Below are 22,752 nucleotides of genomic sequence, written 5' to 3'. Positions count from 1 at the left end.
ACGGCGCACCGCTACTTCACGCCCAGCAGCTGCTCGACCGGGTCGATCGCGAAGTAGAGCGCGAACAGCGCCGAGGAGGCCCAGAGCAGCCAGTGGACCCGGCGGGCCCGGCCCAGGGCGGTCTGGATGACGACGTACGCGAGGAATCCGGCCCCGATGCCGTTGGTGATCGAGTACGTGAACGGCATCACCGCGATCGTCAGGAACGCCGGGATCGCGATCTCGTACCGCTCCCAGTCGATGTGCCGCACCTGCGCCATCAGCAGGAAGCCGACGGCGACGAGCGCGGGGGCGGCGGCCTGGGCGGGGACGACGGTGGCGAGCGGGGTGAGGAAGAGGGCGACGGCGAAGAGGCCGCCGGTGACCAGCGAGGCGAACCCGGTCCTGGCGCCTTCCCCGACCCCGGCGGCGGACTCGATGTAGGAGGTGCTGGAGGAGGCGGAGGCCGCCCCTCCGGCGACGGCGGCGGCCCCGTCGATGAGCAGCACCCGGCCGAGGTTCGGCACCTTGCCGTTCTCGTCGAGCAGTCCGGCCTCGCTGGAGACGCCGACGACGGTGCCCATCGTGTCGAAGAAGTCGCTGAGGAGCAGGGTGAAGACGAGCAGGACGATGGTGATGATCCCGACCTGCTGGAACGCGCCGAAGAGGCTGAAGGCGCCGAGCAGCCCGAAGTCGGGGGCGGCGACGATGTCACCGGGTACGGCCGGGACGGTCAGCCCCCAGGCGCCCGGGGCGATGTCGGCGATCTCGTTGATGACGATCGCGACCACGGTCATGGCCACGATGCTGATGAGCAGCGCGCCCCGGACCTTGCGGGCCAGCAGGGCGACGGTGAGCAGCACCCCGAGGCAGAAGACCAGGACCGGCCAGCCGGAGAGGTGGCCGGTGGCGCCGAGCTGGACGGGGACGGAGCCGGTCTCGCCGGGGATGCGGGTGGCGAATCCGGCGTCGACGAAGCCGATGAACGCGATGAAGAGGCCGATGCCGACGCTGATCGCCTGCTTGAGGGCGGGCGGGATGGCGTGCATGACCGCCTCGCGGAGGCCGGTGACGACCAGGACGCAGATCAGCAGCCCTTCCAGGACGATCAGGCCCATGGCGTCGGGCCAGCTCATCAGTGGGGCGATCTGGTACGCGACCACGGCGTTGAGGCCGAGTCCGGCGGCGAGGGCGAGCGGCAGGTTGCCGCCGACGCCCATGATGACGGTCATCACGGCGGCCACCAGGGCGGTGGCGGTGACCAGTTGGGGTCCGGAGAGCTGGGCGCCGAACTTGTCCTCGGCCGAGCCGAGGATGATCGGGTTGAGCACCAGGATGTAGGCCATCGTGAAGAAGGTGGCGAATCCGCCGCGTATCTCGCGCGCGAAGGTGGAGCCCCGGGCGGTGATGGCGAAGTAGCGGTCGACGGCACTGCCCGGAGCAGGAGTTGGCGCCTTGGGGGCGGTGGGCCCGTCCGGCGGGGTGGTCGGCTGCTCGTCCGGGGCTGTGGGCTCGTCCGGGGTGGGCGGGGTCGGGTCGGGCATGGCGCTCCTCAATGACGGACATCCGGTGGTGATGGGTAGCTGGATTGTTCCGTCAGGGAGGGGAGTTCAGGTTTTCATCGTGTTACGCCTTGCCCGGAAGCCAGGAGCGCCTCGCATGCCAACTTAGGTTAACCTTGCCTTACTTGACGCCCGGCGGTGCGTCCACGACCGAGTGTGTGCGGGAGGCGCGGGAATGGGTCCGACAGAGCACGGGACGGGACGCGGCGGAGCCGTCACCCCCGCCCACAGCCAGGGCGAACCGGGGATCGCGCGCACCCGCGACGGGCGGGAGCTGTACTACCAGCGGCTGGCGGGCCCGGCCGGAGCGGAGGCCGTACCCACCGTGGTCTTCGAGGGCGGGCTCGCCGCCGGACGCTCGTACTGGGCCCCCGTCCAGGCCGCGCTCACCGATGTCGCGCCCACGGTGGTGTACGACCGCAGCGGCCTCGGCCGCAGCCCCGCCGCCCCGGCCGGGGTCTCGCGCCGGCTGCACACGCTCGCCGAGGACCTGGGCGATCTGCTGGACCACCTCGGCCCCGAGGGCCCCTACGTCCTGGTCGGCCACAGCTGGGGCGGCCCCCTGGTGCGGCTGGCCGCCGCCGCCCGGCCCGCGCGGGTGGCCGGGCTGGTGCTCGTCGACCCCTCCGACGAGGCGTGCGACCTGCTGTTCCAGCCCTCGATGCGGCGGGCCGAGCGGGTCGGGCAGCTGGCGACGGTGCTGATGGCCCGGCTGGGGCTGCTGGGCCGCGCCTACCGCTCCCTCACCGCCGCCCTGCCGCCCGACGCCGCCGCCGACATGCGGGCCGAGGGGTACACGGTCGCCATGACCCGCACCCGGGGCCGTGAGCTGGAGGACGCGGCGGGCGACCTGCGGGCGCTGCTGGAGAACCCGCCCGGCCTCGCGGGGCTGCCGGTGACCGTGGTGTCGGCGGGGCGGACGTCGGTGGGCATGCCGGAGTCCGTACGGGAGCGGGCGACGGTCTCGCACGCGTTCCGGGCCCGGCAGTCACCGCCCGGCCGGCATGTGGTGCTGCCGGAGGCGGACCACATGGTGCTGACCACCTCGGCGGCGGAACTGGCGGAGGAGGTACGGAGGTTGGTGGTCAGCCTCTAGGGCCTGTCGTCAAACTGCCGTCGTCGCCCGAAGGGCGGCCGGGCGGCGTCTGGTGCGTGCGATCGCAAGGCGCCGGAATGGTCTCGGATGGGGTCTCCCCTGCTCGAACGCAGTTGAGAGCTTGGGGAAGGAGCTACTTGGCCATTTCGGCAACGCCGCGAGCGTGCGTGCCAGGCGTCGCCCGGCAGGCGGCAGTTTGACGACAGGCCCTAGGGCCCTTCGTTCGGATCAGGGCGGGCTCGCGTGCCCCGGCACGCGCATGCTCCGGCGGCCGGGAGGCCGTTCACCGCGCCCCGCCCGCGAACGGGATCTCCGTGGCGCCGCCCGGCCGGACCGGGCCCGCCGGGTGTGTCCACAGGCCCTCCTCGGCCAGCCGGGGCAGGACGCCCTCGCCGAACCAGTACGCCTCCTCCAGGTGCGGGTAGCCGGAGAGCACGAACTCGTCGATGCCCAGGGCGTGGTACTCCCTGATCCGGTCCGCGACCTCCGCGTGGCTGCCGACCAGGGCGGTGCCCGCGCCGCCCCGGACGAGGCCGATGCCCGCCCACAGGTTGGGGTGGATCTCCAGGCCGTCCCGGCCGCCGCCGTGCAGCTCCAGCATCCGCCGCTGCCCCTCGGACTCGCTGCGCGCCAGGCCCTCCTGGACCGACCGCACGGCCGCCGGGTCGAAGCCGGCGAGCAGCCGGTCCGCCTCGGCCCAGGCCGCCTCCGAGGTGTCCCGGGTGATCACGTGCAGCCGGATCCCGAACCGTACGGTACGGCCCTCCTCGGCGGCGAGCCCCCTGATCCAGGCGATCTTCTCCGCGACCTGGGCGGGCGGTTCGCCCCAGGTGAGGTAGACGTCCGAGTAGCGGGCGGCGACGCGTCCGGCGGCCGGGGAGGAGCCGCCGAAGTAGACCTCCGGTACGGGGTCGGGGAGCTGGGTCAGCCGGGCCTGCTCGACATGGAGGTGGTCGCCGTCCAGGTCGACGGTCTTGCCGTCCCACAACTGCCGGACGATCTGCAGGAATTCGCCGGTGCGGGCATAGCGGGCGTCCTTGTCCAGGAAGTCCCCGTACGCGCGCTGCTCATGGCTCTCGCCGCCGGTGACGACGTTGAGCAGCAGCCGGCCCCCGGTCTGCCGCTGGTAGGTGGAGGCCATCTGGGCGGCCAGCGTCGGCGAGATGAAGCCGGGCCGGAAGGCGACCAGGAACTTCAGCCGCTCGGTGTGCTGGCTGACCATCGCGGTGGTGAGCCAGGCGTCCTCGCACCAGGCCCCGGTGGGGGTGAGCACGCCCGTGAAGCCGACGTCCTCGGCGGCGCGGGCTATCTGGGCGAGGTAGCGGACCGTCGGCGGCCGGTCGCCCCCCGCCGCGGTGACCGGGGTGCCGTGGCCGCCGCCGACGACATGGCGGCTGTCGCCGTTGGTGGGCAGGAACCAGTGGAAGGTGAGGGACATCGTTTCTCCGAAGGAAGCCGCAGGGGATGGTGGTTCAGAGCAGGCCGTGGCGGGGCGGGCGGGTGCCGTTGAGGACGTACCGCCCGATGTGCTGGATCTTCCAGCGCGCCGGATCGTGCAGGGTGTGGGTGCGGGCGTCGCGCCAGTGCCGGTGCAGGTTCAGGCTGTCGAGGGCGGCGCGCGTCCCGGAGACCTCGAACAGCGCGTCCGCGATCTCCAGCGCCGCGCTCCCGGCGTACGCCTTCGCCGCCGCCACGGCGATCGACGCCTCGGCCGCGCTGTCGTCGTCCAGACCGGCCCGTGCGGTGTCCACGGCCCGCGCGGCGGCCACGAGCAGCGCGTCGGCGGCCCGGTGGCGGACGGCGAGTTCACCGAAACGCTGGATGAGGAGGGGGTCCTCGGCGGCGCTCGCGTATCCGCTCTCGAACCAGGGCCGGCTCCGGGTCCGTACGAAGTCCACCGCCTCCGCCAGCGCCCCGGCCGCGATCCCCGCGTCGATGGCGGTGTGCAGCAACTGGGCGATCGCGCCGTGGAGTTGGGGGCCCGTGAAGGTGAGGTGGTGGGGGACGACGTGGGCCGCGGGGACCGGGACGGACTCCAGGCGGACCGTGCCGCTCGCGGTGGTCCGCTGCCCCATGCCGTCCCAGTCGTCGACGACGGTGAGGCCGGGGGCGTCGGCGGGGACGTACGCGACATGGAGCAGGTCGTCCTCGGCGCGGGCGAGGACGGGGATCCAGTCGGCGAACAGGGCGCCGGTGGAGTAGTTCTTCACCCCGGTCAGGAGGTACGAGCCGTCCCCGGCGTCCGCCAGCCGGGTGCGGATGTCCTGGAGGTGCTTGGTCCCGGCCTCGGACTGGGCGTTGCCGAAGCGGCGGCCGGCCAGCACCTCGGCGAAGAAGAAGGCCTGCTGCTCCGGACTGCCCTGCTGCCGCAGCACGTTGACGTACGCGAAGTGGCTCTGCGGGATCTGCGCCAGGCTGGCGTCGGCGGAGGCGAGCAGCCGGAAGACCTCCGCGAGGGTGACGGCGGAGACGTCGGCCCCGCCGTGCTCGGCAGGGACGGTGATGGCGAGGAGGCCGGTGGCGGTGAGGCGGTCGAGTTCGGCGCGGGGCAGCTCACGGCGGGCGTCCCGCCCGGACGCTCCTGCGCGGAACTCCCCGGCGAGTCCGGCGGCGGTGCGCAGGGCCTCGGCGTCGTCGCGGATCACCCGCGCGGTGATGGGTGGTCGTCGGGTCGGCGCGGTCACGGCCTGCCTCCAGGAGCGGTACGGATAGCGGTACGGACAGGGGTCAGCGGGTGGCGGGGACCGGGGCGGTCCGGTCCAGGGCGGCGGCGAACTGGGCGACCACCTGGTCGAGCGGGGCAGCGGATGCGGGGTCGAGGACGACCGAACCGTCCTCGCCCGTCGTGATGTGCCGGTCCAGGACGAACCAGCCCTGCACGATGTGCGCGGCCCCCATCGACGAGAGCACCGGGCGCAGGGCGTAGTCGAGCGCCAGGACATGGGCGGTGGAGCCGCCGGTGGCCAGCGGGAGCACGGTCTTGCCGGTGAGCGCGTACTGGGGCAGCAGGTCCAGGAGGGTCTTGAGCAGGCCCGAGTAGGCGGCCTTGTAGACGGGTGTGCCGATGACGATGCCGTCGGCGCGGGCGAACAGCTCGGTGGCTCGGACGATCTCGGGGTGGGCGAAGTCGGCGCCGAGGAGGGCTTCGGCGGGCAGCGTACGGACGTCGAGGGGTATCACCTCGTGGCCCTGGGCGCTCAGGTCGGCGTCAAGGTGGCGCAGCAGCCGGGCGGTGCGGGAGGTGGCGGAGGGGCTGCCGGAGACCGACAGGACGGTGGCCATGGGACCTCGTTTCTGGGGCTGTCCGGGCCCGGTGCGGGGAAGGTGCGCACCGGGCCCGGGGCGGGTCAGGAGTACCAGGTGGGTTCGGGGAGTTCGCCGGTCAGGACGTGGCGCCCGACCTCGCGGCGCTTGTAGGCGACCGGGTCGTGCAGGGTGTGGGTGCGGATGTTGCGCCAGAAGCGGTCGAGCCCCTCGGCGGAGGCGGTGGCGCGGGCGCCGGTGACCTCGAAGATCCGGCTGGTGACCTCCAGGGCCACCTCGGTGGCGCGGGCCTTCGCTGCCGCGACCCGGACCTCGAACTCGCCGCGGGACCGCTCGGTGACCTCGTCCGGGGCGTCGTGCAGCTTCTGCCCTTCGGCGGCGACCGCGTCGGCCAGGGCTTCGACGGCCCAGAGCTTGGCGGTCAGGTCGCCGTAGGTGTCGATGACGTACGGCTCGTCGACGGCCCGGTCGTAGCCGCCGTGCAGCCAGGAACGGGTCTTGGTGCGGGTGTAGGTGGCGGCGGTCTCCAGGGCCCCGGCGGCGATGCCCAGGTAGAAGGAGATGAACACCAGCTGGATCGTCGGCACGTTGAGGGTGTTGTAGACGCGGGGCCGGAACTCCTTGTCCACGTAACCGGCGGCCGAGGCCCACGGGGTGCGGACGCCGTCGATCGTGACACCGCCGCTCTCGGTGAGGCGCTGGCCGATGTTGTCCCAGTCGTCGTGGAAGACGAGGCCTTCGCTGTCGGAGGGCACGATGGCGAAGATGTGCTGGTCGGTGCCTTCCAGGACGCCTTCGAGGACGGTGACGTCGGAGACCTTGCTGCCGGTGGAGAAGGTCTTGGCGCCGGTGAAGAGGAGGTCGTCGCCGTGCTCGGTGACCACCACGTCGGTGTCGCGCGGGTTGACCGCGCCGCCGAAGAACCAGGTCTGCCGGACCGCCTCGGCCTCGACGTGCTCCCACTGTTCGCGGGTGCCGACGAGACGGGCGGCCCAGTTCCAGAGGTAGTGGTAGCCGAGGAGCTGTCCGATGGAGCCGTCGGCCTTGGCGACCTCACGGATCACCCGGTAGGCGGTCGTCCAGTCCTGGCCCCCGCCGCCGTGGGCGGGCGGGCCGAGCAGGGTGACGAGTCCGGAGTCCTTGAGCAGCTGGATCTCGGTGTACGGGGTGGCGCCCGCCTTGTCACGGGCGGCGGCGTCGGTGGCGAGGAGCGCGGCGACCTCGGCCGCGCGCTCGATCCAGGCCGCCGGGGTGCCGGGGGCGGGGAGCGTCTTCCACTGCGTGGGTGCTGCGGTGCTCATGCTGAACCTTTCGCAAGCTGTCGGACGGTGGCGGACGGGACTAGAGGGCGTCGGCCTCCAGTTCGCGGACGAGCGGCAGCACGTTCTTGCCGAAGTACTCGACCTCCTCGTGGTAGTGCAGGAAGCCGAGGAGCAGCAGGTCGACGCCGAGCCGCTTGTAGGCGACGATGCGCTCCGCGATCTGTTCCGGGGTGCCGATGAGTCCCGTACGGAAGCCGTCGTTGTACTGGACGAGGTCCTCGAAGGAGGAGTCCTGCCACATGCCCTTGCCGTCGGCGGTGGAGCTCCCGGCCTGTTTGACGGCCGAGCCGAAGCCGTGGACGGCCTCCGTGTCGGCCTTGGCGACGATCTCGCGCAGGGTGTCGCGGGCCTCGGCCTCGGTGTCGCGGGCGATGAGGAAGCCGTTGAGGCCGAAGCGGGGCGGGGTGCGTCCGGCGCTCCCGGCGGCGGTGCGGACGTCGTCGATCTGCTCGGTGACGCCGTCGAAGTCCTTGCCGTTGGAGAAGTACCAGTCGGAGACGCGGCCGGCCATCTGCCGGGCCGCGGTGGAGTTGCCGCCCTGGAAGATCTCCGGGTGCGGGCGGTGCGGTGAGGTGATCGGCTTGGGCTTCAGGGTGAAGTCGCGGATGCGGTAGAAGTCCCCGGCGAGTTCGGCGTGGTCCTCGGTCCAGACGGCGCGCAGGGCCCGGATGAACTCCTCGGAGCGGCGGTAGCGCTCGTCGTGTTCCAGCCAGGGTTCGCCGAGTGCGGTGAACTCGTCCTTGAACCAGCCGCTGACCACGTTGACGGCGAAGCGCCCGTTGCTCAGGTGGTCGGCGGTGGCGCCCAGTTTGGCGAGGACGCCGGGGTGCCAGAGACCGGGGTGGACGGCGGCGATGACCTTCAGCCGCTGGGTGGCGAGCAGCAGGGCGAGGCTGAAGGAGGTGGACTCGTGCTGGTACTCGGCGCCGTAGCTGGCCATGTAGCGGACCTGGCTGAGCGCGTAGTCGAAGCCGTTGTTCTCGGCGAGGACGGCGAGTTCGCGGTTGTAGTCGTACCCCCAGTCGGTGCGCTGCTCGATGGTGCTGGTGACGAGGCCGCCGCTGACGTTGGGTACCCAGTACGCGAAGCGGACCGGGTCGGCGGAGGGCGGAGTGGACATGCGGTTCTCCCGGAGGGCTGGGCACGGCGAGGTGGCCCCGGGTGATCGAGAAACCCGATCAGGGGCGAGGGGCGCGGGAGGAGGAGAGCGTTCCGGGTGCGGTGGTCACCGCACGAGCGCGACGGCGTACGCAAAGGTGCACGGCGTACGCGGGGCGCGAAGGGGGAAGGAGCTCCTCAGACTTCGCGACAACAGAAGGCGCTGGAAACGCGGCCGAGGTCGATGTGGCGGCGACGGGTCAGGCAGCGCACATCCCTCTCCTTTCGCGTTCCGCGGCGGGCACCCGGTGATCCGGGGACGCCTTCGGGTCCCAGAGTAGGGTGCCGGAACGCTCCAGGTCGAGAAGGCATCGGCGAGGGAGCGATAGGGTTTCCCTTCCACAGAAGCCCGGGCGGGGAAGTCGAGGGAGAGGCCGCCGTGCGGATCGAGCAGCTGGAGTACATCGAGGCGGTCACCCGGCTGGGGTCCCTGCGCCGGGCGGCGGAGGAACTGCACCTGTCGCAGCCCGCGCTGAGCGAGACCGTGCGGAACCTGGAGCGCGAGCTCGGGGTGACCGTGCTGGACCGGAAGCGGTCGGGGGCGACGATCAGTGATGCGGGGCGCGAGCTGCTGCCGCACATCATCGGGGTGCTGGACGCGGTCGACCGGCTGCGCCGGGCCGCCGACGAGCAGCACCGGACCAGCCGTACGGTCCGGCTCGGCACGGTGTTCGCGGCGACGGTCCCCCTCCTCGTACCGGCGATCCGGGAGTTCCACGCGCTGCACCCGGCGACCGAGGTGGAGGTGATCGCGGCCCAGCAGTCGGTGATCCACCGGTCCCTGCTGGAGGGCGGTGTCGACCTGGGCCTGGTGAACTATCTGGAGGGCGACGACCTGGCCCCCGACCTGCACACCACGGAGCTGCTCCGGGGCCGGCCGGTCGTCTGCCTGCGCCCCGACAGCCCGCTGGCGTCCCTGGAGTCGGTCGGGGTGGACGACCTGCTGCGCGAGCCGCTGATCGTGATGCGCTCCGGCTATCTGATGCACCGCTTCACCCACCGGCTGCTGAAGGGCCGGGTGCCCTCCTTCTCGTACTCCGCCGACGGCGCGGAGATGGGCAAGCTGATGGTGGCGGAGGGGCTGGGGGTCACCGTGCTCCCGGACTACAGCGTGGTCGGGGACCCGCTGGAGCGGACCGGCGCGATCACCTGCCGTCCGCTGGCGGGCGACTCCACGACGGTGCTGCTGGTGGTGCAGCGCAGCCGCTCGGGCTCGGTCACCCGGGCCGCCCGCGACCTGCACCGGATCTTCGTGGAGCGCGCGGAGGCGCACCGTATGGTCCCGCGCTCCTGAGGCCCCGCCCGCCGGCCCCGCGCCGCCCCCGGTGCGCCCGCCTCACCCGATCCGTGACAGCGCGCCGGCGACGGCCTCCAGGTCCGGTCCGGAGGCCAGCCCCGCGTGGTACAGGCGCAGTTGGTCCGCGCCGAGCGAGGCGGCGTGGGCCGCGTCCCGCTCCAGGGTGCGGGGGCTGCCGCCCATCCCGGTGACCACACCGAAGTTGGCCGCGAGGACGCCGGTACGGCCCTTGAACGGCCCGAGCACCGCTTCCCGTACGGTGTCGGGCCCGGTGCAGGGCAGCACCACCCCGTCCGCCACATCGAGGATGTGGCCCGGGTCCACGCCGACGTTGGCGCCGGTGCGGGACGGGGCGGGGTCGGCGTGCAGCAGCACCTGGAAGCCCGGCGGGGCGGCGGCCCGGACGGCGGCGACGGCCGACTCCTGGAATGTACGGGCGACCCGGCCGCGCCAGCGCAGGGTGGCGTCCGCGAGTTCGGGGCCGAGGAGCCGGTGGACGCCGTCCCAGCCGGACTCCGTGGAGCCGCTGCCGGACCAGGCCGGTTCCAGGGCGCGGCGGACGGCGGCGGCCAGTTCGTCCGGGTCGGCGTCCGCCTCCCCGTACCCCTCGCGGCACTCCGTGCAGAAGCAGAGCGACAGGGCGTACTGCGCCGCGTCGCCGAGCCCGACGCCGGTGACCTTGTCGTGGGCGTGGAGGTGGGCGAAGCCGTACCAGCCGCAGGACTCCAGCTCGGTGCCGCGCGCGCCGGGCCGGGCGGCGGCCTCCGCGGCCAGGTCCACGAGGTACGCGCGCACGGCGGGACGGGCGATGCAGGGGGCCCAGGGGTAACGGTCCCCGTACGCGTTGCGGACCGAGGTGTCCGGGTGCTCGGCGCCGAGGCGGGAGCTGTGCGCGAGGACGACCCAGCTGTGCACCTCAAGACCGGCGGCGGTCAGCGCCTCGGCCGCCTCCCCGTACGGGTCGTCGCCCGCCACCCAGCTCTGCCGGTACGGGGTGAGGGCGCGCCCCGCCCAGCGGTCCGGGTCCGGCGGGTAGAGGACGGCGGCGTGTTCGGCGGTGACGATGCGGTGGGCGGGGTGGCGGGGGGTCAGGGCCCGGGTGGAGTGGTAGGCGGAGGCCAGGGTGACCTGCCGGACGCCGAGTTCCGCGATACGGGAGGCGGCGGCCGGGTCCCCGACCACGTCCCACGGGTAGAGGAACGCGCTCGCCTTCACTCCTGCCCTCTTTCGGAGGCGCTCTCCGCCAACAGGGCGCGGCCGCTCGCGATGATCTCGATGAGGTCCTTGACGTGGGCGGCGGGCGGTTCCGTGAGCGGGGTGCGCACCTCGCCGACGTCCAGACCCTGGAGCCGGACGCCCGCCTTGACCAGGGAGACGGCGTAGCCGCGCCCCTTGGCCCGCAGTTCGACCAGCGGCCGGTAGAAGTGGTCGAGCAGCCCGTTCACCAGGGCGTCGTCGCCGGAGGCCAGGGCCCGGTGGAAGGCCAGAGCGATGTCCGGGGCGAAGGCGAAGACGGCGGAGGAGTAGAGGGTGACGCCGATGCCCCGGTAGGCGAGGCCGGTGAGTTCGGCGGTGGGCAGCCCGTTGAAGTAGAGGAAGGCGTCACCGGGCAGCTGGGTGCGGACCGCGCTGACGATGCGCTGCATCAGGTCGAGGTCGCCGTAGCCGTCCTTGAGCCCGATGATCCCGGGCGTCCGGGCGAGGGCGACGACCGTCTCGGGGGTGAAGACCGCGTTGTCGCGCTGGTAGACGATCGTCTCCAGGCCGGTGGCCGCCGCGAGCGCCGCGTAGTGGTTCAGCAGCCCTTCCTGGTCGGCGACGACGAGGTACGGGGGCATGGCGAGGAGCCCGTCCGCACCGGCCTCCTCGGCGGTCCGTGCGTACTGGACGGCGAGGGCCGTGCCGTATCCGGCGCCCGCGACGACGGGGACCTGCCCGGCCGTCTCCTCGACGGCCGCGGCGACCACGAGGCGGAACTCCTCCCGGGTCAGCGCGTGGAACTCGCCCGTGCCGCAGCAGGCGAAAACCGCGGCCGCGCCCGAGTCGATCCCGGCGCGCACATGGGCCCGGAAGACGTCGAGGTCGACGGTGCCGTCGGGTCCGTAGGCCGTCACGGGGAAGAAGAGCGGCCCGGGAACTTCGCTGAGCCGGGCGGCGAGGGGGGCTGAGGTCACGGGCGCTCCCTGAGCAGATTCAAGCGTGCACAACTCTGATCCGTGTATATATTTCTGAACACCGCAACGCTAAGGCAGCCCTGGAGGGCGGGTCAAGACGGACGCAGCCTCTGGGGACGGCTCGCTTCACCCACCCACCTCGTCCACGCATATGAACTACAGCCAGGATTCCGCACGGGGCCCGCGCCGCAGGCCGGCGTACGCCCCCGAGGAGACGGGCGGCGGAAATCCCGGCGACGCGGGGGCTGCCGGGCGGGCAGGATACGGACATGCCGAGACCTTCCGGATTCCAGTACGAACAGCACGGCGGCCAGAGCGTCACCATCACCCACCACGGCCGCCCGGCGGGGACCCTGCGCGGCGGCCGGGCGGAGAAGTTCCTGGCCGAGGTGGCGTCGGGCGATGCCCAGCTGGTGATGGCGCGCTGGACCGGCGCGTACAAGCACGGCAACGAACGCACGGCCCGCGACCACCCGCGCAACCGCCGCTGAGCGTCGCGCGGGTGGTCTCGGATGGGCGCGCGGGGGGCGCGGAGGACGGCCTGCCGGGCGGCCGCAAAGGTAAGGGAACGGCAAAGGGGGATCGTTCGTTACCCCGTGCATGACCGCAATGACCCCCGGCTCGAACATCCCTCTCTCCGCCGTCCGCGTGGCGGTGGACGTCGCCGCTCCGGTGCGGCTCGACGTCTCGGGCCTGCTGCTCACCGCCGACGGCAAGGTGCGCTCCGACGACGACTTCATCTTCTACAACCAGCCCTCGGGCCCCGGTGTGACCTACCGCGCCGGCGGGGGCTCCGCGCCCGACGCCATCGTGGTGGACACCACCGCGGTCCCGCCGGGCATCGAGAAGATCGTCGTCACCGCGAGCCCCGACGCCGCAGGCCAGACCTTCCAGGGCGTCGAGCCCACCGCCACCGTGCGCAACGCCGACGACGGCACCGCGCTGGCCACCTTCACCCCGCCCCAGCTGGGCGGCGAGACGGCGCTCGTGGTCATCGAGATCTACCGGCGCAACGGCGCCTGGAAGGCCCGCGCGGTCGGCCAGGGTTACGCGAACGGGCTGGCCGGCATCGCCACGGACTTCGGCGTCTCGGTCGAGGAGCCCGCCGCCCCCGCCGCCACGCCGGCCCCGGCGGCAGCCGCCCCGGTGGCCGCCCCGGTCGACCCGCGGATCGCCCCGCCGGCCCCCGCCGCTCCCCCGGCGCCGCCCGCCGCCCCGCCCGCGGCCGCCGGGAAGATCAACCTCGACAAGGGCCGGGTGAACCTCCAGAAGAACCAGACGGTCTCCCTGGTCAAGGGCGGCGCCCCGCTCCTGTCGAAGGTCAAGATGGGCCTCGGCTGGGAGCCCGCGTTCCGCGGCAAGGACATCGACCTGGACGCCTCGGTCATCGCCTACGGCCCCAACCGCAACCACCTGGACAGCTGCTACTTCGGCAAGCTCACCATCCTGAACGGGGCGATCAAGCACTCCGGCGACAACCTCACGGGCGAGGGCGCGGGCGACGACGAGGTGATCGTCGTGGACCTGGGCCGTATCCCGGCCGAGGCGACGGGCCTGGTCTTCACGGTGAACTCGTTCACCGGCCAGAAGTTCAACGAGGTCGCCAAGGCCTACTGCCGCCTGATCGACGCGGCCACCGGCGAGGAGCTGGTCCGGTTCGACCTGACCGGCGCCGAGCCGCAGACCGGCGTCATGATGGCCAAGCTGATCAAGCAGTTCACCGGCGAGTGGGAGATGACGGCCATGGGTGAGTTCGTGAAGTCACGCACCGTACGCGGCATGGTGAAGCCCGCCGCCAAGTCCCTCTGACCCCCGGGGCCCGGTAGCCCTTCGGGGCCCGGTAGCCCTTGGGGGCCGGTGAGCCGGGCCACAACGGCTTCCGGGGCACCTGATGTGATTCAGGTGCCCCGGATCCGGAGAAGACGGACGCTGCTCGTGCTCGTCCGGTGTCTCAGAGCTTGGTCAGCTTGGAGTACGGGCTCAGGATCCTCCCCTGTCGCCCCGAGAAGTCGATGAGGACTGCGTCGTTGTCGCCCTCGACAGCAAGGATTCTGCCGAGCCCGAACTGGTCGTGCGACACCCTGTCGCCCACATCGAAGCATTCGACCGGTGGGGCCTCCTGGGCCGGGCGGTTGAAGGGACTGGAAGGCAGGTATCGCCGGGAGCCGGCTGACTGTTTCATTAAGTCGAGTATGCGCCCTGTGAAGGCCCTACGCCATGCCCGTTTGCCGCCCGAGCCCCAGAAGTGCCGGATTCGTGACCCGCGCTCACCAGGGCCAGTCAGCGCTTACTCCCGCCTCCAGCAGCGGAACCATACGGAACGCGGCGTCGGAAAGCCCCCCGAACGTGTGGCGGTTTCCGTCGCCGGACGGGGCGTGGCCGAGCCGGTATCCGGCCAGGTTCCAGGTGTAGACCGGCACCGTGTCCGGAACGCCCCAGGTGGCATCGCCACGGTAGGTGTACGAGGCCTGCTCGTCGGTGACGATGAGCACCCGGTCGTGGCCCCGGTAGTGGCGCTCCACCGCCCGTGCGGTGTTGGTGCCGCCCAGGTTGCCGAAGCGCTCCAGGACCCTGAGCACCGACTCACCCGTGCGGTACGTCACCGGGGCGCTGGTCGTGCCGAACTCCACCAGGTCCGCGTCGGCGGCGCGCAGCGCGAGGGCGGCGCCGAAGACGGCGGCTCCATCGGCCCGGTTCAGCCGGGAGCGCTCGGAGAGCGGCGACCACATGGACCCCGAGCGGTCGACCAGGACCAGGGTGCGCCCGGGCAGCGCCGGGACCTGGCCCAGCGAGTGGCCGAGCGCCTGCTCCAGCGGGTACGCCCAGCGCAGCGAGGGCGCGTGCCGGTGGGCAGCGAGGTAGCGGAAGGGGAACTGGCGGGACGCGGCGACGGCCTCCGGGTCGCAGATCCGGGCCGCCGCCGTGGCCGCGACCTCGTCGCTCACCCCGGCCTCGTCGAAGTTCCGGAGGTTGCGGACGAGCGCCATCGTGCCCATGGAGGGGATGACCGCTTCCCAGGCCGCCGCGTCCATCGGCCCCTGCAGCCAGCCCGCCAGCGACTCCCAGGTCATCCCGGCCTCCGCCAGCCGCTCGGCGCCGCCGGGCCCGGTGACGACCGCGCGACGCTCGGTGACCGGCAGCTCCATGAGGGCCCGGTGGGCGGTCAGGGTGCGGTCGCCGACGGGCGGCACGGCGGTGTCGGGCCGGTGCCTGCGGTCCAGCGCGTACCGGAACAGCTCGCCCTGCCAGGGCTTGGCCGGGTCGGGCGCGGCGTGCACCAGGTTGAGGACGTCACCGAAGCGGAAGCCCTTGGAGGCGGTGTCGTACTTCAGCAGGGACCGGCCGGTGTAGAGACGGCGTACGGCATCGGCGATGCCCCGCTTGAGGGGCTTGGGCAGGGCCCGGCCGTAGCGGGAGGTCCAGTAGCCGAGCAGCTCGCCCGGCTCGTCGGCGCGCAGCAGTACGGAGTCGATCACCTGCCGGTTGGCGGGGCCCTCGGTGCAGCCCGCGTCCAGCCGGGCCTTCACGTACTCCGCGCCACCGACCAGCGAGGCGGTCCGCAGCTGCCCGTCGCGGCGCAGCCAGTGCAGGAGCCCGGCGGTCCAGGCGGGGTCCTCGACGGCGAGGCGGCGCACGAGGGCCGCGAACCGGGTGTCGCGCTCCTCGCCGCCCTCGTAGAAGGTCTCCTGCGCGACGAAGTTGGCGACGGCGAGGAGGAAGAGCTCGGAGCGGGCGTCGCGTACGTGCCCGGTGCCGCCCCGGTGGTTGGCCGCGAGCGCACCGGTCGTGGTGACGGGCGAGGTGGGCCCCGTAAGGGCGGAGCGGAGCCTGGTGATGCGGTGGTTGAAGCGTGCCATGAGAATTCCCCCGAATTCCTGGTTCCTGATGCTCTGGTTCCTGATGCTCTGGTTCCTGATGCTTGGGTCTTGATGCTCTGGGGGAAGGCGCGGCGGCGGAACGGGGTGCCCGAGATCGGGGCCGGCGAACGGCCCGGGGTCGACGACGGAGAACAGTCCGGTGCTCTGTCCACTTGAGCTACCGGCCGAAGCCGGACGGGATTCGAACCCGCAACCGCCAGATCCAGAAGTATCCGTCGTCTGCGCACCGGGCACCCCGGCGCTCGCGCCTCCCGAGATCAACAGTGGCTGCGGCATATTTCGGGAAAGGAAGGAGCCGCCGCCTTCGCACCGGGAGGTGCATGTCCATGACCTTAGGGAACAACCTCCGGGGGCGCGAAGGGATTTCGGTGCGCAACCGAACCGGGGCGTGCGGTCGTCGCACAGAATGATCCGGGTGATCGTCACCGGCCCGGACCGGGGGAAGGGGGAGTCGGTATGGAGCAGGTCGCCGAGTACCGGCTCGTCGCGCTGCTCGGCGAAGGCGGCATGGGCCGGGTCCAGCTGGCCCGGACGGCGTCGGGCCGGCTGGTGGCGGTCAAGACCGTCCATGAACACCTCGCCGCCGACCCGGGGTTCCGGGAGCGGTTCCGGCGCGAGACGCTCGCCGCGCGGGCCGTCGCCGGTCCGTTCACCGCCGCGGTGCTGGACGCGGACCCCGATGCCGTACGGCCGTGGCTGGCGACCGAGTTCTGTGCCGGGCCCACCCTCGCGGAGACCGCCGACGCGCTCGGGCCGCTGGGCGCGGGACCGCTCGCCGCGCTGGGGGCGGCGCTCGCGGAGGCGCTGGCCGGCATCCACCGGGCCGGGCTGGTCCACCGCGACCTGAAGCCGTCGAACGTGGTGCTCACCCGGGGCGGCCCGAAGGTCCTGGACTTCGGCATCGCCCGCCGGGCGGCCGACGAGGCCCTGACGGCGACCGGGGAGGTGATCGGTTCGCCCGGGTTCATCGCCCCGGAACTGCTGACGGCCGACGCCGAACCCGCCCCGGCCGCCGATGTGTTCGCCCTGGCGGCGCTGCTGGCCCGACTGGCGACGGGCCGGTCCCCCTACGGCTCGGGGCCCGCGCACCAGGTGCTGTACCGGACGGTACGGGGCGAGGCGGACCTGGACGGGGTGCCGACGGAGGAGTGGCGCGCCTTCCTCGCCGCCTGCCTGACGGGCGATCCGGCGGCCCGCCCGACGGTGGCCGAGGTGCTGCGCTGGTGCTCGGAGCGGTCTGCCGAGGCGGGGGCGGAGACCGAGGCGGACGGGGCGTGGTGGGAGCGGGACCCGGTGGCCGGTCTGATCCGCAGGCGCGAGGAGGCGGTGGCGACGCTGGCGGGGGGCCCGGGTGGGGCGGGCGAACCACCAGCCGTCGAAGGCGGGCGCGAGGGTGGGGCGGGGAGCGCGATCGCCGCCCCGCCCGCCCGGTCCGCACGCCCCTCCAGACCAGGGGACACCGTGCCGACCGGGCCCGAGGACACCGTCCCCGCCGCGTCCGGGTCGACAGCAGCCCTCACCGATGCCGCCTCACGCCGGGCCCGGCCCACCGCCGCCCCGCAGGGCCCCTCCCCGCTGGGTCCCGCCCCGCAGGACACCGTCCCGTACGCCGACGTCCCCGCCCGGGGGCCGACCAGGCGGCGGCTGCTGGCGCTCGGCGGGGCCGTGCTCGTGGCCGGGACCGGGGTCGGCGGCGTGACGCTGCTCGGTCTCACGGAGAAGGACGACCCGACCGGCTCCCCGGCCGCTCCGCCCCGGACCCGCTGGGCCCGGGGGCGCCTGCTGTGGACCCGGGCCACGGGCGACCCCGGCCACACCTCCGGGGTGCTGCGCCACGGCGGCGCGCTCCTCGTCAGCGACGCGGCCGCGGTGACCGCGCTCGACGCGGCGACGGGCGCGGTGCGCTGGCGCTACCCGGCGCGGCAGATCACCGGGGTCGAACCCCATGGCGACCAGGTGCTCGTCCTGCGCTCCGGGCTCCTCTTCGCACCGGAGTTCATCGCGCTCGACGCCCGTACGGGCAACCGGCGGTGGAAGGCCGTACCCACCCGGCCGATCGGTGCCACGAGGTCCACCGCCCCCGACGGCCAGTCGGCGTTCCTCGCGGTCGACGGGGCGCTGGCCGTCCTGGTCCCGTACGCCTCCGACGCCTCCCTATGGGCGAAGCGGGCCCTGGGCGACCGCCCGTGGCGTGCGTACGGCTTCGACTCCCGTACGGGAAAGGCCCTCTGGTTCCACGAGGGGACGCGGGCCGCGGTGACCGGTGTCCACGCGGCCGGCGGGCGGCTGGCCGTCGCGCTCCGCCCGCCCTCGCGCTCCGGCGAACCCGTCGAGGAGCCGTTGTTCGTGCTGCGGACCTCCGGCGCGGCACCGGAACCGGAGCCCGCGATCCCCGGCGGCGCCCCCCACCCGCAGGCCCACCCCGGCTCCACCGGCACCAGGTACTACGCGAGCGGCGGCCGGATCGTCTCCGTCGACCTGGCGACCCGGCGTACCGCCTGGGGCCGGAGGCTCGACGGCGCCCCCACGGTGACGCCCACCGCGTCCAGGGGCCTGGTCCACACGGCGGGACCGGGCGGGGTCGACGCGCTAGACGCGAAGAGCGGCCGGACCCGCTGGAGCAGCACGGACGTCGGGCGGCTCCCCGGCGGTGCGGAGGACGGGCCGCCGCTGGTGGCCGACGGCACCCTGTACGCGTCCGGGCCGCAGCCGGGCAGCGGCGAGAAGGCCGGGGAGGGTACCCGCTGGGGTGTGCACGCCCTGGACGCGGCCCGGGGCCACCGGCTGTGGTCCATGCCCGTCGAGTCGACCGGGTCGCCGAGCGCCGCCGCGGGCGGTGGCCTCCTCCATGTGTACGCCGACGGAACCGTGCAGACCTTCACCGGACCGGACTCCGCATGACCGGCCCGCTGCTTCCGGGCGATCCGGAACGGCTCGGCTCCGTACGCCTGTTGGGGCGACTCGGGGCGGGCGGCATGGGCACGGTCTATCTGGGCCGGACGCCCGGCGGGCTGACCGTCGCGGTCAAGACGGTCCACGAACACCTGGCCGCCGAACCGCACTTCCGTGAACGCTTCCGCCGCGAGGCCGCCGCCGCCCGTGCGGTGACCGGGGCGCACACGGCGGCGGTGCTCGACGCGGACCCGGAGTCGGCCCGGCCCTGGCTGGCCACCGCCTATCTGCCGGGCGTGACCCTGCGCCACGCGGTGGCAGCCACCGGACCACTGGAGCCGCCCGCCGTACGGTCCCTGGGCGCGGCGCTCGCCGAGGCGCTGACGGACATCCACGGCGCGGGGCTCGTCCACCGCGACCTCAAGCCGTCCAATGTGCTGATCACCGCCGACGGCCCCCGGGTCATCGACTTCGGGATCGCCCGCGCGATCGGCGACCACGGGCTGACCGGGGCGGGCGATGTCATCGGCACGCCCGGGTTCATCGCTCCGGAGCAGATCACCGGGGCCATCGTCACCGGCGCACCGCGGACCCGGGGCGCGGTCACCGGGGCCGCCGATGTGTTCGCGCTCGGCGCGGTGCTGGTCTTCGCGGCGACCGGCCGGAGCCCCTTCGGCTCGGCGACGGGCGCGGTGCTGCTCTACCGGGCCGTCCACGAGGACCCGGACCTCACCGGCGTACCGGAGGAGGTCCGTGAACTGGCTGCGGCCTGCCTGGAGAAGGACCCGGGGCGGCGGCCCACGGTGGCCGAGGTCCTGGACACGGCGGCGGACCCGGGCGCGCCGCTGTGGTGGCGCGCGGAACCGCTGCGCTCCCTGGTGCTGGGCGAGACGGCGGCGCCCGGCGCACCGGCCGCCCCGGACCCCACAGACCCCACAGACCCCACGGACCCCACGGACCCCACGGCGGCGACCGTACGCGGGCCCGCGCCCCAGCCCCGTACGCATCCACTCCCGTCCACTCCGCTCCCGTCCCCTCCCCCACCCACCTCCGCGAAGTCCGTGGCGGCGCGCCGGGAGCTCACCCGGCGCGGCTTCCTGCTGGCCGGGGGCGGCGGGTTCGCGTCCCTGCTCACGTACGCGCTCATGCGCGGTGGCGGCGAGGACGACGGCAAGGGCAGGGAGGAGACGGCGGACCCGCTGGCCGTGCGGCGCGGCAGCGTCCGGCAGGGGGCCGTGCGCTGGACCCTCGCGCCCGCCGACTCCGGTGCCACCGTGGACGCGCTGCGGCTGGCCGGGAGCTCCCTGCTGGTGCACGGCGTCGGCACGCTCGACATGTCGGACATCGGCGGCGGTCGCGGGTACGTCACCGCGCGCGGCCTCCCCGACGCCGGGCGGCGCTGGGTGACCGGCGCCGCCGAGACCGCGCCCACGCAGTGGGGTGTGTCGGGTTCCGTGCTGGCGGCGGCCGATCTGGGGCTGGACGCCGTGGACCTGGCGACGGGCGAACCGCACGGCACCCAGGAGCGGCTGGGCGTCCCGCTCTGGTTCTCCGTGGCCGACGGGGTGCTGATCTCCGGCTACGACGAGGACACGCGCCTGCCGTCCCTGCAAGCCGTCGACCTGGTCACGGGTGAGGAACGCTGGACCGAGGACGTGCCGGGCACCCGGCCGGCCGCCGTGCTGGGCCGGACGGTGCTGCTGGCCGACGAGGACGGCTCGTACATCCGGTGCGCCGACGCGGTCAGCGGCCGGATCCGCTGGAGGTACGAGGGGTTCGAGGGGCCGGTGGCGGCACTCGCCGCGGTCCCGGAGGCGGGCTGCTTCGCGCTGCTCTCCACCGGGGGCACGCTGCACTTCGTCCACGCCCGGGACGGCGGACGGCTCGCCACCGCGACCCTGGAAGGCGGGGCGAGCGCCGGTTCCAGCGCGCTGGCCGCCGTGGGCTCCACGGTGCTGCTGGCCACCGGAGGCCGGGTCCACGCGTACGCCCCCGCCACCGGCGCGCCGCTCTGGTCGGTGCGGACGGTCGGCCTGGACACCAGCTGGCCCGCCGTCACGGGCGGCGGCCGGACCCCGGTGACGGCGGGCGGGGCGCTGCTGCACTGGGCACGGGCCGGACAGCTCCAGTGCGTCGGCCTCCGCAGCGGCGAGGAACGCTGGACGGCCCGGCTGGACGGGGTCGCCCAGGTGCCGCCGGTCGCGGTCGCCGGGACGGTGTACGCGGCGACGGGCGAGCTCTGCCGGGCCCTGGACCTGAACGGGGGTGCGGCGCAGCGCAGTTGGGGTGCGGCGGACATCCGCGACCTGGCGGCCGACCGGTCCGGCTGGTACGCCCGCCTCGGCGCGGCGACGGTACGGGCGTACAACCACACCGCTGTTACGGCCCCGTCCTCCTGACGGGCGCAACGGCAGAGGCTCGGGGAGCCGACGACATCTGCTTCGTAAGAGTAGAGCTCAGCGCAAGAGCTACGCGCCCGCCTCAGCCCCCCGCGCGCGACCGGGCCTTGAACGCGGCCTTTCGGGCCTCCTTCGCGGCCTTCTTGTCGCCGTGCAGGCGGCCCATGGCCTCCAGTACGTCGGCGGTGGCCGGGTGGTCGACCCGCCAGGCCTCGTCGAAGAAACCGCTGTGCTGCGCGGAGAGTCCTTCGACCAGGCCCTGGAGCTCGTCGAGCTCGCCGTCGGCGTCCAGTTGGGCGGCGATCGTGTCGATGGCCAGCCAGAAGATCATCGCCTCCGGCGGGGCCGGGACGTCGGCCGCGCCGCGCTCCGCGAGCCAGACCCGGGCCAGGCCGCCGAGTTCCGGGTCGCCGAGGACCGCGCGTACGGCGGGTTCGGCCTCCTCGCCGGCGAGGGCGAGGGCCTGCTGGCAGTGGAGGCGGCGCAGCGGTGCGCCCTCGTCCGTGCCGCGTGCCGCCGCCAGCAGCTCGGCCGCGGCCGGGACCGCACCCTGGGTGCCGCGCCCGGCGAGCCAGAGCTGGATCTCGGCGCGGGCGGCGGCCTCCGGGTAGTACGCGATGCCGTCGAGGAGGGCGTCGGCGCCCTTGTCGGCGAGGTCGCCGACGGCGGGGGCGTCCACCCCGGCCTCCAGCATCCGGGCGCGGATGCCGTACAGGCCGAGGGGGGTGAGCCTGACCATGCCGTACCGGGTGACGTCCTCCTCGTCGGCCCCGGCGGCGGAGGCGTCAGCCGCGTCCCCCTCCTCGACCATCAGCGCCTCGTCCACCGGCTGGTACTCGACGATCCCGATGGGTTCGAGGAGCCGGAACTGGTCGTCGAGGCGCATCATCGCCTCCGAGACCTGCTCCAGGATGTCGTCGGTGGGCTCGCCCATGTCGTCGGGGACGATCATCGACGCGGCGAGGGCGGGCAGCGGCACCGGCCCCTCGCCCGCGCCGTCGGCGAGGGTGAGCAGATAGAGGTTGCCGAGGACGCCGTCGAGGAACTCCGCCTCGGCCTCCGGGTCCCAGTCCAGGGCGTCGAAGTCGATCGAGCCGTCCTCGCCGACGAGATCCGCGAAATCGTCCAGGACGGGCGCGGTGGCGTCGGCGTGCACGGCGTCGAGGCCCTCCAGCCAGATCCCCAGGACGTCCTGCGGGGAGCCGGTGGTGAGCAGCTCCAGGTTCTCGCCCGCGGTGACGGTGCCCTCACCCTCGCTCTCCCCGCCGTCCGGGAGCTCCCCCTCCTCGGGGTCCGTGACATCGAGGAGCCCGGTGTCCACGGCGAGCCGCCAGGCCTCGCTGGCGTACGCGGCACCGTCGTCGTCGGCGGAGAGGCCGAGGTGCTCGGCGGCGCCGGGCAGCTGCGCCTCGACGAGCTCGCCGCCCGCGCCGACCCGTGCGTCGGGCCCCGCCCAGCGGGCGAGCCGGACGGCGCGGACGAAGAGCGGTGCGGCGAGCGCGTCCCGCGCCAGTTCGGCCTCGGAGTGCAGCCGCACCGGCGGCAGGGTGGGACGCTCAGCGGACATCGGGGGTTCTCCTCGGTGCGTGCTCGGGGGCGTACGGAGTGCGTACGCGGTTCAGCCGCCCAAGCCTAGACGCAATTCGCCGCAGGCCGGCTGGTTCGGGCGACCGACCGCTGCCGTTCACCCGGGGTACGGGGACAACTCCGCCGAGGCGGAGGGGAATCACC

17 protein-coding genes are annotated in these 22,752 nt (G+C 73.7%); 6 read left to right on the top strand and 11 right to left on the bottom strand.

The window, feature by feature from the left end; genetic code table 11:
• Positions 1 to 11: 11 nt before the first annotated feature.
• Positions 12 to 1,523: an NCS2 family permease gene (locus IE264_RS34940; RefSeq protein WP_032756669.1), complete on the bottom strand. Its 1,512-nt coding sequence runs from the start codon at positions 1,521 to 1,523 to the stop codon at positions 12 to 14.
• Between the two features lie 193 nt (positions 1,524 to 1,716).
• Between IE264_RS34940 and IE264_RS34935 the strand changes: the two genes are divergently transcribed.
• Positions 1,717 to 2,637, top strand: a complete 921-nt coding sequence (locus IE264_RS34935) for an alpha/beta fold hydrolase (RefSeq protein WP_032756668.1) — start codon at positions 1,717 to 1,719, stop codon at positions 2,635 to 2,637.
• A 283-nt stretch (positions 2,638 to 2,920) separates the two neighbouring features.
• On the opposite strand, the gene IE264_RS34930 is transcribed toward IE264_RS34935, so the two are convergent.
• From IE264_RS34930 to sfnG, 5 genes are all read right to left on the bottom strand, one after another.
• Complete coding sequence (locus IE264_RS34930) at positions 2,921 to 4,075, bottom strand: LLM class flavin-dependent oxidoreductase (protein WP_032756666.1); 1,155 nt, start codon at positions 4,073 to 4,075, stop codon at positions 2,921 to 2,923.
• A gap of 34 nt (positions 4,076 to 4,109) precedes the next feature.
• Entirely contained in the window at positions 4,110 to 5,282 is a 1,173-nt protein-coding gene (locus IE264_RS34925; protein WP_190167871.1) for an SfnB family sulfur acquisition oxidoreductase, read from the bottom strand.
• Positions 5,283 to 5,364: 82 nt separating this feature from the next.
• Positions 5,365 to 5,919, bottom strand: a complete 555-nt coding sequence (gene ssuE, locus IE264_RS34920) for an NADPH-dependent FMN reductase (RefSeq protein WP_015607799.1) — start codon at positions 5,917 to 5,919, stop codon at positions 5,365 to 5,367.
• A 65-nt stretch (positions 5,920 to 5,984) separates the two neighbouring features.
• Positions 5,985 to 7,202, bottom strand: coding sequence for an acyl-CoA dehydrogenase family protein (locus IE264_RS34915; RefSeq protein ID WP_032756664.1), 1,218 nt, complete (start codon positions 7,200 to 7,202; stop codon positions 5,985 to 5,987).
• Between the two features lie 40 nt (positions 7,203 to 7,242).
• Entirely contained in the window at positions 7,243 to 8,343 is a 1,101-nt protein-coding gene (sfnG, locus tag IE264_RS34910) for a dimethylsulfone monooxygenase SfnG (RefSeq protein ID WP_032756663.1), read from the bottom strand.
• A 417-nt stretch (positions 8,344 to 8,760) separates the two neighbouring features.
• Between sfnG and IE264_RS34905 the strand changes: the two genes are divergently transcribed.
• Positions 8,761 to 9,675: a LysR family transcriptional regulator gene (locus IE264_RS34905; RefSeq protein WP_032756661.1), complete on the top strand. Its 915-nt coding sequence runs from the start codon at positions 8,761 to 8,763 to the stop codon at positions 9,673 to 9,675.
• Positions 9,676 to 9,717: 42 nt separating this feature from the next.
• Here the strand turns inward: IE264_RS34905 and IE264_RS34900 are convergent, their stop codons facing one another.
• Both IE264_RS34900 and IE264_RS34895 read right to left on the bottom strand, forming a co-directional pair.
• Positions 9,718 to 10,893 (bottom strand): hypothetical protein, encoded by a 1,176-nt coding sequence (locus tag IE264_RS34900; RefSeq protein ID WP_032756660.1) that lies wholly within the window; start codon positions 10,891 to 10,893, stop codon positions 9,718 to 9,720.
• Positions 10,890 to 11,852, bottom strand: coding sequence for a 5-dehydro-4-deoxyglucarate dehydratase (locus IE264_RS34895; RefSeq protein ID WP_015607804.1), 963 nt, complete (start codon positions 11,850 to 11,852; stop codon positions 10,890 to 10,892). Before IE264_RS34895 ends, IE264_RS34900 begins: the two co-directional genes overlap by 4 nt.
• Before the next feature lie 269 nt (positions 11,853 to 12,121).
• Between IE264_RS34895 and IE264_RS34890 the strand changes: the two genes are divergently transcribed.
• Together IE264_RS34890 and IE264_RS34885 are read left to right on the top strand one after the other, a co-directional pair.
• Positions 12,122 to 12,343, top strand: a complete 222-nt coding sequence (locus IE264_RS34890; protein ID WP_015607805.1) for a hypothetical protein — start codon at positions 12,122 to 12,124, stop codon at positions 12,341 to 12,343.
• 118 nt (positions 12,344 to 12,461) lie between these two features.
• Positions 12,462 to 13,661, top strand: coding sequence for a TerD family protein (locus IE264_RS34885; RefSeq protein ID WP_032756659.1), 1,200 nt, complete (start codon positions 12,462 to 12,464; stop codon positions 13,659 to 13,661).
• A gap of 142 nt (positions 13,662 to 13,803) precedes the next feature.
• Here IE264_RS34885 and IE264_RS34880 read toward each other — a convergent pair whose 3' ends face one another.
• Complete coding sequence (locus IE264_RS34880; RefSeq protein WP_015607807.1) at positions 13,804 to 14,034, bottom strand: hypothetical protein; 231 nt, start codon at positions 14,032 to 14,034, stop codon at positions 13,804 to 13,806.
• Positions 14,035 to 14,119: 85 nt separating this feature from the next.
• Complete coding sequence (locus IE264_RS34875; RefSeq protein ID WP_032756658.1) at positions 14,120 to 15,709, bottom strand: TROVE domain-containing protein; 1,590 nt, start codon at positions 15,707 to 15,709, stop codon at positions 14,120 to 14,122.
• A gap of 477 nt (positions 15,710 to 16,186) precedes the next feature.
• Between IE264_RS34875 and IE264_RS34870 the strand changes: the two genes are divergently transcribed.
• Both IE264_RS34870 and IE264_RS34865 read left to right on the top strand, forming a co-directional pair.
• The gene (locus IE264_RS34870; protein ID WP_032756656.1) at positions 16,187 to 18,631 is read left to right on the top strand and encodes a serine/threonine-protein kinase; all 2,445 of its coding nucleotides are present in this window, start codon (positions 16,187 to 16,189) and stop codon (positions 18,629 to 18,631) included.
• Positions 18,628 to 21,021 carry a protein kinase domain-containing protein gene (locus tag IE264_RS34865; RefSeq protein ID WP_032756655.1) on the top strand — a complete coding sequence of 798 codons (2,394 nt, stop codon included), beginning with the start codon at positions 18,628 to 18,630 and terminating at the stop codon, positions 21,019 to 21,021. The genes IE264_RS34870 and IE264_RS34865 overlap by 4 nt, the downstream gene beginning before the upstream one ends.
• Positions 21,022 to 21,103: 82 nt before the next feature.
• Here the strand turns inward: IE264_RS34865 and IE264_RS34860 are convergent, their stop codons facing one another.
• Positions 21,104 to 22,588 carry a hypothetical protein gene (locus IE264_RS34860; protein WP_032756654.1) on the bottom strand — a complete coding sequence of 495 codons (1,485 nt, stop codon included), beginning with the start codon at positions 22,586 to 22,588 and terminating at the stop codon, positions 21,104 to 21,106.
• Positions 22,589 to 22,752: the final 164 nt, after the last annotated feature.

The sequence above is a fragment of the Streptomyces microflavus genome (genome assembly GCF_014650075.1).
Taxonomy (GTDB): domain Bacteria; phylum Actinomycetota; class Actinomycetes; order Streptomycetales; family Streptomycetaceae; genus Streptomyces; species Streptomyces microflavus.
Note: the sequence above shows the minus strand (reverse complement) of the source record. Positions and strands in the feature narration are given on the sequence as shown.